The organism is Halorientalis regularis (genome assembly GCF_023698535.1).
Taxonomy (GTDB): Archaea; Halobacteriota; Halobacteria; order Halobacteriales; family Haloarculaceae; genus Halorientalis; species Halorientalis regularis.
Window position 1 is genome coordinate 63267 of the sequence record NZ_JALJCL010000002.1, and the last position, 14465, is coordinate 77731.

General features: G+C 67.8%; 17 protein-coding genes and 1 pseudogene. 7 read left to right on the forward strand and 11 right to left on the reverse strand.

Annotation, left to right across the window (positions count from 1 at the left end):
* Position 1 precedes the first annotated feature (1 nt).
* From MU521_RS21590 to MU521_RS02605, 7 genes and pseudogenes are all read right to left on the reverse strand, one after another.
* Positions 2-739 carry a potassium channel family protein gene (locus MU521_RS21590; RefSeq protein ID WP_245681225.1) on the reverse strand — a complete coding sequence of 246 codons (738 nt, stop codon included), beginning with the start codon at positions 737-739 and terminating at the stop codon, positions 2-4.
* 354 nt (positions 740-1093) lie between these two features.
* Positions 1094-1189 (reverse strand): annotated as a pseudogene (locus tag MU521_RS02580) (transcription elongation factor Spt5); the annotation flags it as partial.
* Between the two features lie 92 nt (positions 1190-1281).
* Positions 1282-1719, reverse strand: coding sequence for a transcription elongation factor Spt5 (locus MU521_RS02585; RefSeq protein ID WP_092689341.1), 438 nt, complete (start codon positions 1717-1719; stop codon positions 1282-1284).
* A 1-nt stretch (position 1720) separates the two neighbouring features.
* The gene (locus MU521_RS02590) at positions 1721-1897 is read right to left on the reverse strand and encodes a protein translocase SEC61 complex subunit gamma (protein WP_092689343.1); all 177 of its coding nucleotides are present in this window, start codon (positions 1895-1897) and stop codon (positions 1721-1723) included.
* A 90-nt stretch (positions 1898-1987) separates the two neighbouring features.
* A complete protein-coding gene (ftsZ, locus tag MU521_RS02595; protein WP_092689346.1) occupies positions 1988-3145 on the reverse strand; it encodes a cell division protein FtsZ in 1158 nt (385 codons plus the stop codon).
* A 97-nt stretch (positions 3146-3242) separates the two neighbouring features.
* Positions 3243-4622, reverse strand: coding sequence for a D-aminoacyl-tRNA deacylase (locus tag MU521_RS02600; RefSeq protein WP_092689349.1), 1380 nt, complete (start codon positions 4620-4622; stop codon positions 3243-3245).
* Positions 4622-6007 (reverse strand): sodium/calcium exchanger protein, encoded by a 1386-nt coding sequence (locus MU521_RS02605; protein WP_092689351.1) that lies wholly within the window; start codon positions 6005-6007, stop codon positions 4622-4624. The genes MU521_RS02600 and MU521_RS02605 overlap by 1 nt, the downstream gene beginning before the upstream one ends.
* A gap of 125 nt (positions 6008-6132) precedes the next feature.
* On the opposite strand from MU521_RS02605, the gene aroE reads away from it, so the two are divergent.
* Genes aroE through MU521_RS02630 form a run of 5 tightly spaced genes read left to right on the forward strand, consistent with a single transcriptional unit; the run spans position 6133 to position 10634 of the window.
* Positions 6133-6930 carry a shikimate dehydrogenase gene (gene aroE / locus MU521_RS02610; protein ID WP_092689354.1) on the forward strand — a complete coding sequence of 266 codons (798 nt, stop codon included), beginning with the start codon at positions 6133-6135 and terminating at the stop codon, positions 6928-6930.
* Positions 6931-6955: 25 nt separating this feature from the next.
* Positions 6956-7510 (forward strand): helix-hairpin-helix domain-containing protein, encoded by a 555-nt coding sequence (locus MU521_RS02615; RefSeq protein ID WP_092689357.1) that lies wholly within the window; start codon positions 6956-6958, stop codon positions 7508-7510.
* Between the two features lie 42 nt (positions 7511-7552).
* Positions 7553-9136, forward strand: coding sequence for an aminodeoxychorismate synthase, component I (gene pabB / locus MU521_RS02620; RefSeq protein WP_092689359.1), 1584 nt, complete (start codon positions 7553-7555; stop codon positions 9134-9136).
* Positions 9133-9774 (forward strand): anthranilate synthase component II, encoded by a 642-nt coding sequence (locus tag MU521_RS02625; protein WP_175452790.1) that lies wholly within the window; start codon positions 9133-9135, stop codon positions 9772-9774. The genes pabB and MU521_RS02625 overlap by 4 nt, the downstream gene beginning before the upstream one ends.
* On the forward strand, positions 9747-10634 hold the full coding sequence (locus tag MU521_RS02630) for an aminotransferase class IV (RefSeq protein WP_092689361.1): 888 nt from the start codon (positions 9747-9749) through the stop codon (positions 10632-10634). The genes MU521_RS02625 and MU521_RS02630 overlap by 28 nt, the downstream gene beginning before the upstream one ends.
* Position 10635: 1 nt before the next feature.
* On the opposite strand, the gene MU521_RS02635 is transcribed toward MU521_RS02630, so the two are convergent.
* On the reverse strand, positions 10636-10833 hold the full coding sequence (locus MU521_RS02635; RefSeq protein WP_092689364.1) for a hypothetical protein: 198 nt from the start codon (positions 10831-10833) through the stop codon (positions 10636-10638).
* A gap of 1 nt (position 10834) precedes the next feature.
* Complete coding sequence (locus tag MU521_RS02640; protein WP_092689366.1) at positions 10835-11887, reverse strand: saccharopine dehydrogenase family protein; 1053 nt, start codon at positions 11885-11887, stop codon at positions 10835-10837.
* A 92-nt stretch (positions 11888-11979) separates the two neighbouring features.
* Here MU521_RS02640 and MU521_RS02645 point away from each other — a divergent pair, with 92 nt between their 5' ends.
* Entirely contained in the window at positions 11980-12480 is a 501-nt protein-coding gene (locus tag MU521_RS02645; RefSeq protein WP_092689368.1) for a Rieske (2Fe-2S) protein, read from the forward strand.
* On the opposite strand, the gene MU521_RS02650 is transcribed toward MU521_RS02645, so the two are convergent.
* Together MU521_RS02650 and MU521_RS02655 are read right to left on the reverse strand one after the other, a co-directional pair.
* Positions 12468-12965, reverse strand: coding sequence for a hypothetical protein (locus MU521_RS02650; RefSeq protein ID WP_139171065.1), 498 nt, complete (start codon positions 12963-12965; stop codon positions 12468-12470). The two genes, MU521_RS02645 and MU521_RS02650, sit on opposite strands and share 13 nt — an antisense overlap.
* Positions 12966-13083: 118 nt before the next feature.
* The gene (locus MU521_RS02655) at positions 13084-13380 is read right to left on the reverse strand and encodes a transcriptional regulator (RefSeq protein ID WP_092689373.1); all 297 of its coding nucleotides are present in this window, start codon (positions 13378-13380) and stop codon (positions 13084-13086) included.
* Between the two features lie 119 nt (positions 13381-13499).
* Here MU521_RS02655 and MU521_RS02660 point away from each other — a divergent pair, with 119 nt between their 5' ends.
* A complete protein-coding gene (locus MU521_RS02660) occupies positions 13500-14465 on the forward strand; it encodes a nucleotidyltransferase family protein (RefSeq protein ID WP_092689375.1) in 966 nt (321 codons plus the stop codon).

Genomic DNA, 14465 nt, shown 5'->3' on the forward strand with positions numbered 1-14465 from the left:
CTCACAGCCCGTCGACCACCTCGGTCCCGCTGACGACCTCCGGAATCACCACCGTGTCCGCACCGGCACGCCGCGCGACCGACTCGTAGGTCTCGTCGCCGACCCGGACGACGAGGGCGGCGTCGGGTGCGAGCTGGCTCGTCACGATGGCGATCTGGATGGTCACGTTCGAGTCGTCGATGGCCGCCACCACGGCGCGAGCGCGGGAGACGCCGGCGCGTTCCAGCACCTCCTCGCGGCGCGCGTCGCCCTCGATGACGAGCGGTTCGTCGCTGGCCGCCTCGGCCACCGTCGAGTCCGATTCGACGACGACCACGTCCTCGCCGCGCCGCCTGAGTCGCTGTGCGACCGTCCGGCCGAACATCCCGTAGCCACAGATCACGACGTGGTCGGAGAGGCGCTCGATAGTCTGTTCCGTTTGCACGCGTCGTAGTTCCTCCCGAAACTGTCCGCCGAAAACCGTGTCCAGGACCGACTCGCCGATCCACAGCCCCGACGCGATCAGCCCCGAGAACACGACCAGCGCGAACCCCTTCGTTGCCCGCTCTGGTCCGGAGTGGCGCTGGAAGTGGAGTTCGATGCTGGTCGGGTCCAGGAGCCAGAAGGCCGCGTCGACTGGCGAGACATCGGCGAGCACGACGAACCCAGCGATACCGACGGTCCCCGTCGCGACGAAGAGCCCGATCGGCACCACCGCAGCGCCGATCCGACCACGGACCGACCCGACCGTCCCGGACACGCCCACCGCTAGGGCCCCATCAATAATAAATTATCATGATATACATTCGGGCGGCGGCAAACCCTGCGGTCGGTGGCACTGTCCCACCGCTGTCCCGGATAGCTGGTAGTCGTGACTCTCAGGGGTCGGTGGAGAAAAGCTGCGACTCGCGTCGCTCGTCGCAGTGCTACCGCTCTTCTGAATCCAGCACCCGGATCTGGTCGCCCCGCACGGTGACCGGAATCGGCACCGTCGCCTCGTACAGTTCGACGGTGACACTGCCACCTTTTTCCACTCGGGTGACTCACTCCGTTCGTCACCGCTCGTGCAAAAACGTGGGTGAAAAAGCTGCGACTCGCGTCGCTCGTCGCAGTACTACCGCTCTTCTGAATCCAGCACCCGGATCTGGTCGCCCCGCACGGTGACCGGAATCGGCACCGTCGCCTCGTACAGTTCGACGGTGACACTGCCACCTTTTTCCACTCGGGTGACTCACTCCGTTCGTCACCGCTCGTGCAAAAACGTGGGTGAAAAAGCTGCGACTCGCGTCGCTCGTCGCAGTACTACCGCTCTTCTGAATCCAGCACCCGGATCTGGTCGCCCCGCACGGTGACCGGAATCGGCACCGTCGCCTCGTACAGTTCGACGGTGACCTGATCTTTGGACTCGTCGATCCGCTGGACCTGGGCCTTCTCGCCCTTGAACGGGCCGGCGATGAGTTCGACGATGTCGCCCTCGGCGATTCCCTCCACGTCGGGTTTCGGCGAGAGGAAGTGTTCGACTTCGGCGATAGAACTTTTCCCCTGGACGACCCCGCGCATGTGCGGGATCTCGTCGGAGATGCGCTCGAAGACGGCGTCGTCGTCGGCCTCGACCATCACGTAGCTGGTGAGGCTGTCGGGCGCGAGGGCGGCGTGGATCGACGGCTCCTCGCGGTTCATGATCATGTCCGCGACGGTGCGTTCCTGGCTGGCCGTGGTTTTGACAGCGAAGATGCCCATGTTAGACTGGAGGGTTCGTGATGAAACTCATCAACAGGAAGATGACGAATCCCATCAGCCCGACCAGGCCGATCCCGGCCCCTGCGATCTTGGCGATCTGGGAGAACTCTTCCCACGACGGGGTACTCGCGAGTTTCAGCACCCGAACGTAGGAGGTGAGGTCGTACGGTACTTGCATACTCGGGTGTAGCCCCTGCCCCTTTTTCTATCTATTGGTGCGAAGCGGAAACGGAAACACAACGAGTCGAAAGAGACCGCGAGAACCGGACTACTCCACGTAGTCGATGTCGTCGCCGAGGTTCTCGGCGGCCTGTTCGACCTCGGTCTCGTTTTTGCCGTAGATCTGTGGACTCTCGACGCCAGTGACGACGATCATGGTCTCCATCTTGCCCTCGAACTCCTGGTTGACCGACGCGCCCCAGATGATCCGGGCGTCGGGGTCGATCCGGTCGTAGATCTCCTCGACGACACCCTCGGCCTCTTCGATGGACATGTCGGGGCCACCCACGACGTTCACGAGGGCGCTGTTCGCGCCGTCGAACTCCACGTCCAGAAGAGGCGAGCGGAGCGCCGATCTGATGGAATCCTGGGCCTTGTTCTCGGAATCGGACTCCCCGAGGCCGATCATGGCGACGCCGCCGTTCTCCATGATCGTCCGAACGTCGGCGAAGTCGACGTTGACGAGGCCGGGCTTGGTAATCAGTTCGGTCATGCCCTTGACCGAGCGCATCAGCACGCGGTCACAGATCTTGAACGCGTCCTGCAGGGGCATCGAGGGCGCGTAGTCGAGCAGGCGGTCGTTCGGGACGACGATCACGGTGTCGGAGACGGCGCGCAGACGTTCGAGACCGGCGTCGGCGTTTGCCCGCCGGCGCTCACCCTCCGCCGTGAAGGGAATCGTCACGATGGCGATGGTCAGCGCACCGGCCTCCTGTGCGGCCTGGGCGACGACCGGGGCCGCACCAGTCCCCGTCCCGCCGCCGAGACCCGCCGTCACGAACACCATGTCGGAACCGTCGATGGACTGCTGGATGTCCTCGATGTTCTCCTGGGCCGCTTCCTCGCCGATCTTGGGGACCGACCCCGCGCCGCGGCCGCCGGTACGTTTCTTGCCGATCAGAATTTTGGTGTCGGCTTTCACCTCGTCGGCGAGGTGTTGGGCGTCCGTGTTCGCGGCGACGAGTTTCGCGCCGTGGATCCCTTCGTCCATCATCCGGGTGACCGTGTTTCCGCCCGCACCGCCACAGCCGACCACGGTGATTTTCGTTTCGAGATCCTTGACGACGCTGGCCAGTTCCTCGTCGCTCATCTGCCCGGACGTGGAGACGTCCTCGGTCGCCGTCGTCCCGCCAGTCTCGGTCTCCTCGGGTGCCTGTGCCGACTCCTCCTCGCTTTCCTCCATGGCGTCGTCGATAATGGAGTCCATATTTAAAGGGGAAATTGCAGAGCAGGATTAATTATCTTTCCCCTCCTGTCAGCCATGCGTCACACGTTGCATTCAGTTTTTTGAGAGGTGAATTAAACTACAGGGAGAAGCGATCTTCCCGTTCGGACCGGACCCGGTCGGGTGGAATCGTCGTCCCGTCGACCTCGACAGGTTCGCCCGCGGACAGTCGACCGAACTTGGGGCCTTCGGGTACTCCCAGCGTCTTCGCTTTCCCCGGGTCGAAGGTCTCTTCTCGGGCGATCACGGCGTCCTCGCGCCGCTCGACCGCATCGTAGGCCGTCCGGAGTAGGTCGACGATACCGTCGATAACCGTCGTGTAATCTCCACGGGAAGCGACGGCCGCGCGGCCCGCGACCCGGTTCCCGTTCTCCTCTGTCTCGAAGGCCAGGGCGTGGGCCGCGAGGAGGTCCCGCGTGCGCTTCTGGTCGATCCCCTGGGCTCTGTCGAGCAGGTCCTCGGGCAGTGAGACCGTCTCGAACTCGGCGTCCGGGCTGGACTCGGACGCTGGCTCACCGAACCGCAGACCGTCTTCGACCGGGACGAGTGTGTCTTCCAGTCGGGCCGCGAGTGCGAGCGGGACGCCCGTGACCGCGCGCAGCCACGTCTCGCCGACGACGCGGTAGCCCAGGGCCGCGATCTCGTCGCGGAGGTCGGGGTGGTCGCCGTCGACGACCGCGTGAGTCGCCGCGCTCTCCGTGAAGGCCGCGTCCAGAAGATCGCGGTTCGCGGCGGGATCACCCATCGCATCCAGCCCCCAGTCGGCGGCGAGGTGGCCGACCGCCCAGTCGGTCTCCCGGACGATACGCTCGAACCGCGGCGCGTAGTGGCCACCGCCGAACCCGACGAGATGGCGGCGGACGGTGTCTGCTCCCGTCCCCGCGACCTCGGCGCTCGCCGGTTCCAGGTCGGCGTCGGGCGCGACGCCACGGAGGTCGAGGATCGCCCGCGCGACCGCCTCGGCGGCCGCTGGGTCGTCCCACTGGGGGTCACCGCTCCCGACCTCGACGAACATCGAGGGCACGCCCACGTCGGTTGGCCCGTGATGGGTACACTCCATGCCGACCTCGTAGTCCTCGGGCGCGTGGGTGGCGAGGGCGTCGAGGACACGGCTGTGGGCGTTCGGGCAGGCCCGTGCGAGTGCGTCGTCCTCGCCGCCGTGTTCGGCCGGGCCGAAGTTTCCCGTGTGGTGGGCCGTGAGGAGTGGGCCAGTCTCGCCGCTGTGCCGGGAGGCAAACACCAGCAGGTCCAGCTCCGCCGGGAAGGCGTCGGCGGCGTCGTTCAGGTGGAGGTGCCACGCGTCGAATTCGCGGAGCTGTGCCCCGTCTGTCCGGTAGACAGGCCCCGCGGCGTCGGGGTGGTCCGGCGCGTCGACCGGGGACCAGTCCACCAGGTCACGCAGGCGATCGCCGACGTGTTCGGAGGCCCGGTCCGCGCGGGAGACGACGATGCCGAGCATCAGTCCACCCGCTCCATGTAGACGGGCTCGCGACCGACGGCGGTCCGGACCGCATCACCGGCGAGTCCGAACAGGCGGCGCAGCGAGTCCCGGCGCTTGACGAACAGTGCCGTTCCCAGCACCAGATAGACGGCCGTGTACACCAGTAACAGGTCGTGGCTCGTGATCGGCAACTCGATCAGGCTCTTGATAAGGGCGAACTCGATCAACACCTGCGAGATGAACAGGGCAAACAGGACGACGGCTTCACGGATCGAAATCTCGAAGTTACAGAGGATCGCCAGCGCGAAGAACGACTGGCCGGCGGTGATCCAGATCTCGGCGGACTGGCGGGCGTCGAACGGGAGCGTCCCGACGGCACCGAGCGCCAGCGAGTAGACGACGGCGATGGTTCCGATCAACAGCGTCCACTGGTTGAGCTTCGAGGAGATCAGGGCGTTGAACCCGGCCGTCGAACGGGCCTTGTTGACGAGGACGGCGACGACGATCAACTCGGGCGACTCGCTGGCCAGCGGCGCGACCCACTGGATCATGAAGAACTCGGGGACGCCGTTCCGGACCCCGATGACTTCGAGGCCGTGGGCGAACGGCTCGACCGCGATGAAGATCATCGCCCCGGAGTAGCCAAAGAGCGAGAGGACGGCCAGCGGTCGCCACGGGAGCGACCACCCCTGGAGGTACTTCGGCACGCCGACGGTGTGCTCGCTCTGCTCCACGTCGGATTTGAGGACCAGCCCGATGTAGGCGACGTAGAGACCGACCAGCAAGAGCGTGTCGAGGAGGTCGATGCCACCGCCCAGCGGGACCGCGAACGCCCACGCGGTGGCCAGAAAGAGGAACGTGATTTCGGTGGCGATGTCCTCGTCGAGCTGGACGGCGTCGCCGAGCCACCCCTCGCGGTTCACGACCGCCGGGTCCCGCGTTTCGAACGACCGCCAGACGGTGAACGCGGCGATCCCTGCCCAGCCGATGCCGATGAGGATGCGGTTCGCACCGGTCATGTTGGCGATGGCGAGGTTGGCGTTGTGGCAGGCCTCCGCGACCGGCGTCGCCTGCGCCTCGATCTGCCCGGGACTCAGCGCCGCACAGGCCTCGGCGGTCGCGCCACCGGCCCCGGCGCTCCAGGCGTACAGCGCGTCGACGGCGTACTCGGGGGCGACTGCCAGCACTGCCAGCACGGCGATAGCGAACGCCCGTGGCACGTCCTTCTCGGCGGTCTCGGCCCCCCACGCGAGCAGGAACGACGCGCCGAGGATCGCCACGCCGCTGATGGCGACCTCCGCGACGATTCCCGGATGCGCCCCGGTGAGAAAGACCGCGACCCACGGTGCCGTGAGGGCTGCCGCGACGGCGACCGCGACGAGCGGATGGCGTAGTCGACTCACTACACCAGCGGAGACGGCACCGGAACGAAAACTTTGCCAATTCACCACGGTCGCGTCCGGCCGCGCCGGGCGAGTCCCGACCGGGGAGCGGTGCGATTATGCCGACCCCGCGACTGGCCACCGGTATGGACGTGTACGGACTGATCGGGAACCCGGTGGGACACTCGCTGTCGCCGCCGATGCACGAGGCGGCCTACGAGGACCTGGGTATCGACGCCCGCTACGTCACCTTCGAACCGCCCGCTGACGGCGGTGCGGCAGCGGTCGAGTCGGCCGCGACGCTGGGCGTTCGCGGCCTGAACGTCACCATCCCGTTCAAGCAGGACGTGCTGGACGCCGTCGAGCCCGCGCCCCTGGCCGAGCGCATCGGCGCGGTCAACACCGTCGATTTCGGCACCGACCCGCCGACGGGCTACAACACCGACGCCGTCGGTGCGACTCGCGCACTCCGGGACCACGACGTGGCACTCGACGGAACCGCGGTCGTCGTCGGCGCGGGCGGCGCGGGCCGGGCGGTCGCGTTCGGCCTCGCCGACGAGGGGATGCGCGTCCACATCGCGAACCGCACCGAATCGAAGGCCCACGACCTGGCCGACGAGGTGCCGGACGCGACGGGGCACGGCCTCGACGCGCTCGACGAACTCGTCGCCGACGCCGACGTGCTGGTCAACTGCACCAGCGTCGGGATGAAAGCGGACCGCTCGCCGGTTCCGACCGATGCCCTGCACGCCGATCTGGGGGTGTTAGACGCCGTCTACGACCCCATCGAGACGCAGCTGCTGCGGGACGCGGCCGGGGCGGGCGCGACGACGGTCGACGGCGCGTGGATGTTGCTGTACCAGGGGGTCGAGGCCTTCGAGCAGTGGACCGAGCGGGACGCACCCGTCGAAAAAATGAACCGCGTCTTGCGGGAGCGTCTTTAAGTAGGCGGGTTGACTATATCGGACCATGGGGCTGTTCAAGATACTGAAGTCGGTCATCGGACTCGGCAGTTCCGGGTCTCGCTCGACGTCCGGAACAGCCGAGCCCGGGCGAGAAGACGTCGACGTGACAGTCGAACACGAACCCGAACCGGACACCACGTCCGAGGACGCAGTGAAGGGAACCGGCGACGAAACGACCGCCGACGCCGCATCGAGTCCGGCCGACGAGAGTGATACCGGGACCGAATCCGAGACCGAAACCGAAGACTCGGACGCCGAGGTCGAGGCCGGCGATGCCGAGACCGACGCGTCGCCCGACACCGAGGACGCCGACGAACCCGAAGCCGAATCCGGGTCGTCCGACGACGCGGACCCCGAGATCGCGGTCGAGAACGCGGACGCGGCGACGGACACGATCAAGGGCATCGGACCCTCCTACGCGGAGACGCTGGGCGACGTCGGCATCGAGACGGTCGGTGACCTCGCGGCGGCCGAGGCCGCCGACATCGCGGCGCAGACCGACCTCTCGGAGAAACGCGTGGGTCGCTGGATCGCCCGCGCACGCGGCGAAGACGAGTAGAACCGCAAAACGGTTACTCCTGTATCTGTTCTCTTTCGGTAGATGACGACGCCGACGGTCGTGACCGACGGGACCACCTTCCGGAGCGTCGCCGACGGCGTTTCGCCCGGCACGCGCGTGCCCGTGGAAGTCAGGGTCACGGTCGACGACCCGTTCACGGCTTACCGGCGTGCCCGTCCGGCGGGCGAGGGAACCGACGACGCCCCCGACGGCGTCTACCTCGAAACCACGGGCGGTCAGTCCGGGTGGGGCTACTTCGGCGTCGATCCCGTCGACTGGGTGACCGTCGATCCCGACGCTGGACCGGCGCTGTCGGCGCTGGGCGACCGCCTCGCGGCGGAGTCGCTGACCCGCGGCGACTGCGACGTGCCCTACCCCTGTGGCGCGGTCGGCTGGCTCTCCTACGATCTCGCCCGGGAACTGGAGGAACTGCCGAACGACGCCGACCGTGATCGGGACCTCCCGCGGGTACAGGTGGCCCTCTACGACCGCCTCGCCGCGTGGGAGGAACCCCGTGACGGGGACGGCGAGACGACGCTCCGGGTGACGGCCTGCCCGCGGGTTGACCCCGACGGCGAGCAGGGGCGACCGGTCGCGGCGGCCTACGACCACGGGCTGGCGCGGGCGAAGGAACTGGTCGAGCAGGCGACGACTGGTGACCCGTCGGTCGGCCCGCCGCCGACCGAGGCCGCGACCGCCAGATTCGAGAGTGACTGCGGCCGGGCGGACTTCGCCGACCGGGTTCGCCGGGTCAAGGAGTCCGTGCGTGACGGAGACACGTTCCAGGCGAACGTCTCTCAGCGGCTGACGGCCCCGGCGGCGGTCCACCCGGTCGACGCCTTCGACGCGCTCCGCCGGGTCAACCCCGCGCCGTACTCCGCGCTGGTGGAGTTCCCCGGCGTCGACCTCGTGAGCGCCAGTCCCGAACTCCTGCTGGAGCGGACGGGCGACCGACTCGTGACCGAACCCATCGCCGGCACGCGTCCCCGGGGCGAGACCGCGGCCGAAGACGAGCGCCTGGAGCGGGACCTCCGGACCGACGAGAAGGAACGGGCCGAACACGCCATGCTGGTCGATCTAGAGCGCAACGACCTCGGGAAAGTCAGCGAGTTCGGCAGCGTCGCGGTGACGGACTACCGGCGCGTCGACCGGTACAGCGAAGTGATGCACCTCGTCTCGGAGGTTCGGGGCCGCCTGCGTGACGGCGCGGACTTGGTGGACGCCATCGCGGCGGTGTTCCCCGGCGGGACGATCACCGGCGCACCGAAGCCGCGGACGATGGAGATCATCGACGGAGTCGAAGCCACGCGTCGGGGCCCCTACACCGGGAGCGTCGGGATCTTCGGGTTCGACAGCCGGGCGACGCTGAACATCGTCATCCGGACGCTGGTGCGCCACGACGACGAGTACCACCTCCGTGTCGGGGCCGGGATCGTCCACGATTCCGAGCCCGAACGGGAATACGAGGAGACGCTCGACAAGGCGCGGGCGCTGGTGACGGCGGTCGACGAGGCGCTGGGCCGGCAGGGCGACCTGGCCGTCGAGGCCGCGACCGACGCGGGTCCCGCGAGCAGGGCGAACGGGACCTCGTCGGAGAACCGATCCGAAGGAGGTGAGACGCGATGATTTCAGTCCTCGTCGTCGACAACTACGATTCGTTCGCCTACAACCTCGTGCAGTACGTGGGCGGGGTGGTGACCGATCCGTCGTGGGGCGTCGTGGCCGAGTCGGGAGCCGGCGAGGTACTCGTCCGCCGGAACGACGCGATCACGGTGTCCGAAATCCGTGACCTCGACCCGGACGGTATCGTCGTCTCGCCCGGGCCCGGCACGCCGGCGGACGCGGGCGTGTCGGTGCCGATCTTCGCGGACCTCGATTTCCCGACGCTGGGCGTCTGTCTCGGCCACCAGGCGCTGTGTGCGGCCAACGGCGCACCGGTCGGGCACGCCGAGGCGGTCGTCCACGGGAAGCCCTCGACGGTCGAACACGACGGCCGGGGCCTGTTCGCCGACCTCCCCGAGCGCTTCGAGGTGGGTCGCTACCACTCCCTGGCCGTCGAGCGCGCCGACCTGCCCGACGTGCTGGACGAGACCGCCTGGACCGTCGACGACGGGACGGAACCGCGGGTCGTCATGGGTGTGCGCCACCGTGACCGACCCCACTACGGCGTGCAGTTCCACCCCGAGAGCATCCTGACCGACGCCGACAAACGACTGATCGCGGCCTTCTGTGACCGATGCAAGACAGCTACCAGTACCACGTAGACGGCGAGATCGTTCCGGCCGCAGACGCGACGATCAGCGTCCGCGACCGCGGATTCATGTACGGCGACGCGGCCTTCGAGACCCTGCGCGCCTACGGCGGCACGGTCTTCGCGTGGGACGCCCACGAGACGCGCCTGCGCAACACCTGCGACCTGCTGGGCTTTCCCGAGGCCGTCCCCGACGACCTCCGCGAGCGCGTGCAGGCGACCCTCGACGCGAACGACCTCGACGACGCGTACGTCCGGCTCTCGGTCTCCAGAGGAATCCAGCCCGGAAAACTGACGCCCGATCCCGACGTGGACCCGACGGTCGTCGTGCTCGTGAAAGAGTTGCCTCGCGGGGGTGTCGAGGGGACGACGCCGTGGGACGACCCGGCGGTGGTCCAGACGGTCAAGACCCGGCGGACGCCCGACGCGGCGAGTCCGGCGGCAGCCAAGACCCACAACTACCTGAACGGCATCCGCGCCCGACTCGAACTCCGCCGGGCCGAGACCGACGCCTTCCGTGCCGACGAGGCCCTGCTCCGGACGACCGACGACGCCGTCGCGGAGGGGGCGACGAGCAACGTGTTCTTCGTCGACGGCGGCGTCCTCAAGACGCCCAGCGAGGACTGTGACATCCTCCCCGGCGTGACCCGGGACGCGGTGATCGAGCTGGCTCGCGAGGAGGAGTTTCCCGTCGAACCCGGCCGTTACGAGATCGGCGACGTCCGGGACGCAGACGAGGCCTTCCTGACGAACACGACGTGGGAGATCCGGCCGATAGCAAGCGTCGACGGTATCGAGATCGGGACCGGGCCGATGACGAAACTACTCTCCCGGCTGTTCGAGGAGCGGGTCGAGCGCGACCACTACGAGTGAGTCACTCCCCGCCGAAGGTCGCGTCGTCCAGCACCGTCTCGAACAGCAGGATGACGTAGACCGCGCCGGCGACGACGACGGCCGCCGGCCATTCCAGCCCGAGGGGGAGAAAGACCAGCGCGCCCGCCAGGGCGGCGGCGAACCCACCCAGCGCGAGGGCGAACCCGATGCGGGCTCGACGAGTGAGTTCGGCGGCCATCTCAGGCCACGTCCTCCCGTTCGACGCCCGGCAGTTCGAGGACGAGATCGGGGCCGTAGGCACCGGCGGGGGTCTGGTAGCCGACCGGCGCGTCGCCGTCGAGGACGCGCCCGGCGATCTCCAGCGAGGAGTGGACGGTCAGCCTGTAGGTCTCGGGCGTCTCCAGTCGCGAGACCGCACGGCCGCCGTCCTCGTCGGTCACCTCGCCCCAGACGTAGCCGCGGCCGCGTTCACGAGTCCGCTCGCCGGGACCGGTCACGGCCGTGTCGATGACCTGCTGGAGCGTCGACTTGACAGGGCCGATGTCGAGCAGTGGCGCGACCGGACGGGTCCCGCGCATCGCCCAGATGGCCGGTTCCGGCGCGGCCATGTACACCTCGATGTTGGGGATGCCGGTCGTGTGGTAGCCGGTGACCACGTCGCCCCAGGGGATGGTCACGGCCGAGCGCTCGCCCGAGCCGAAGTCGATCTGTCGGGTCCGGTAGGCGGCCGGCACGGATTCCAGCAGGCCGTCCCGGCGGACGTAGCCGCCGTCGCCCGCGTAGTTCAGCATGGTCTTCATCGTCCCCGGCGAGATGTCGGCCAGTCCCTTGAACGCCAGCGCGAGGTGGGTCGCGTCGGGGAGGCGCTCGGCGAGGTGGGCGGCCAGACAGTCGGTGGGCACCACGTCGAAGCCGACGCCGGACATCAGCATGACGCCGGCCTCGGCGGCCCGCTCGTCGTAGCCCGCGACGGCCTGGAACACGTCGATCTCGCCGGTGATGTCGAGGTAGTGCGTGCCGGTCTCGATGGCGGCCTCGACCATCGGCTCGTAGGTCTCGACGAAGGGACCGGCGCAGTTCAGCACCACGTCGACCGAATCGAGAGCGTCGGTGACGGCGGCGCGGTCGTCGAGGTCGAACGCGACCATCTCGCAGCTCGAGTCGGCGGCCTGTTCCGAGAGCTTTCGCTCGTTGCGGCCGGCCAGGATCGGGTCGAGCCCCCGCTCGACGGCGTCCTCGACGATCAGTTCCCCCGTGTACCCGTACGATCCGTAGACGAGCAGCCCGGACATACCCGACCGTCGGAAGGCCGGCCCCGTTAAGTTAGCGAGTCGGGTGCGTCGCGAACCGAGGCGTTGAAACCCGCGACAGTCTACGATCCGACATGGACGAGGACAGCCGGATCGCGGCCGTCGACGACGTGCCGACGGACTCTACGTTCCTGTTCCGGGTCCGCAATCGCGAGACCGACGAGGAGAAAGAGGCGATCATCGTCCGGGTCACGGCGGACGGTGACGGCGAAGACGACCGCAGGGAGTCCCGGGAAGGGGCGATCAGGGAGGACGGTCGCGAGGACCCGCGAGCGGACGAACTGGCCTGCTGGCTCAACTACTGCCAGCACTTCACGCACATCAAACTCGACAAGGGGTCGGGCGCGTCGATGCGGGACGGCGAAGTGATCTGTGCCAACCACGGCGCGTACTTCGAGACCGACTCCGGACGCTGTACCCACGGGCCCTGCGAGGGCGCGTATCTCCAGGCCGTCGAGATCGCAGTCGCCGACGGGGCCGTCTACCTGACCGACGAGGACTACGCGTTCGTCGGCGTCGGACCGGGCGAGCAGGACGACCTCGATCTGTCCTCGAAGTCCAACTACGAGTTCTGACTCGGCGGTCGGCGCTGACTCGTCTGGAGGCCCCGCGTCGTCCCGACGAGGACCATCAGCGCCCCGACGAACGCCAGCAGGACCGCCCCGAGCAGGGCGAACAGCGAGTTGCCGAAGTCGAATCCCGCGGCCAGCAGTGCCGGCGGTCCGACGGCGAACACCGCCCCGAGAAGGACGGCGATCCGTTGTGTCCGCGTGAACGCCTGTTCGCGAAGGAGCAGGCGGGACGACCGGCCGGGGACCGCGAGCCCCGCGGCAGTGATCGTCATCCCGGCGACGATTCCGACGACGGACGTAACCAGGGAGTCCATTCCCCAACTGGTCGCCCCGCCGCGCTGACTCGGCACCCGTGGCTCCTGCTGGCCGCCGTCCACGATCCCGGTCAGCAGTTGCGGAAACGCGAGCGTCACGATGCCGGTCAGCAGGACTGCGATCCCCACGGCCACCAGTGCCGTCCGCACGACGGCGCCCACTGTTCCGCGCACGTTCCCCTCATCCCCGTTGAACGCCCTATAGTTTGCTACTTTCGAGTGACCCGTCAGTTCTCGACACCCGGGCGTCGGGAGCGTCGTCTCCCGGTTCCGTCGGGGATCGGTCGCGCCGTTACTCGATCCGGAAGGCCGGTTCGTCGACGCTCTCGCTTTTACACTCCGGACAGCGGCCGGGTCGGTTCAGGAGGTCGTCGAAGTCGTCGAACCCGCAGTCGCGACAGGTCGGCGGCGCGACGAGCAGTTGCTCGTCGGTATGTTCGAGCGACTGGGCGATGTGTTCGACGTGGCTGATCGCCGCACTCGCCTCGATCTCGAACTCCCGGGCGATGGCCGCGGCGGGCATCGCCTCCTCGCGGAGCCGCTCGGTCACGCGCTGGCGGGTCGTCTTGTCCGTCTTCGCCTCGCGCATGGCGGTCGTTTGGGTCCGATTACCATACTTCTTCTGGACGACGCAAGCGAGTTTAAAAGACGGTACCCAGCCGTGCGGGGTCCAAAAAGAACTTAGCCCCGTAGAGTGACGCTCCGGACATGGAAGCAGTGGTTCTCGCCGGGGGCTACGCGACGCGGCTGTGGCCGGTCACGAAACACAGACCGAAGATGCTCCTTCCGGTGGGGAAAACGACCGTCATCGACCGCATCCTCGCGGAACTGGAGACCGACGACCGCATCGACAACGTCTACGTCAGCACGAACGAGCGGTTCGCGCCGGACTTCGAGGCCCACGTGGAGCAGGAAGGCTACGAGAAACCGCAACTCTCCATCGAGGAGACGACCGAGGAGGACGAGAAGTTCGGCGTCGTCGGCGCGCTGGCCCAGCTGGTCGAGCGGGAGAACGTCGACGACGACCTGCTCGTCGTCGCCGGCGACAACCTGATGGGCTTCGATACCGCAGACTTCCTCGATTATTTCGGGGAGAAGAGTGCCCCGACACTGGCCGCCTACGACGTTGGCTCCCGCGAGAAGGCCACGTCCTACGGCCTCGTCGAACTGGACGGCGACCAGGTGGTCGACTTCCAGGAGAAACCCGACGACCCCAACAGCACGCTGGTCTCCATCGCCTGTTACGCGTTCCCCGCCGAGAGCATCCGCTTTGCGGAGTATCTCGACGGCGACAACAACCCGGACGAACCGGGCTGGTTCATCCAGTGGCTCCAGTCCCGGGAGGACACCTATGCCTTCGCCTTCGACGACGCCTGGTACGACATCGGGACCCCCGAGAGCTACCTCGAAGCCGTCGCCTGGGAACTCGACGGCGGGCAACTCGTCGCCGAGAGCGCGACCATCGAGGGCTCGAAGATCGGCGAGAACGTCCACGTCCTCCCGGGAGCCGAAGTGATCGACTCGACCGTCGAATCGGCCGTCGTCTTCTCCGACGCCACCATCGAGGACTGTGAGATCCGCGATTCGATCATCGACAAGGAGACCCACGTCGAGAACCTCGACCTCGCGAGCGCGCTGATCGGCGCGCACACCCAGATCACGAACGGGAACTGA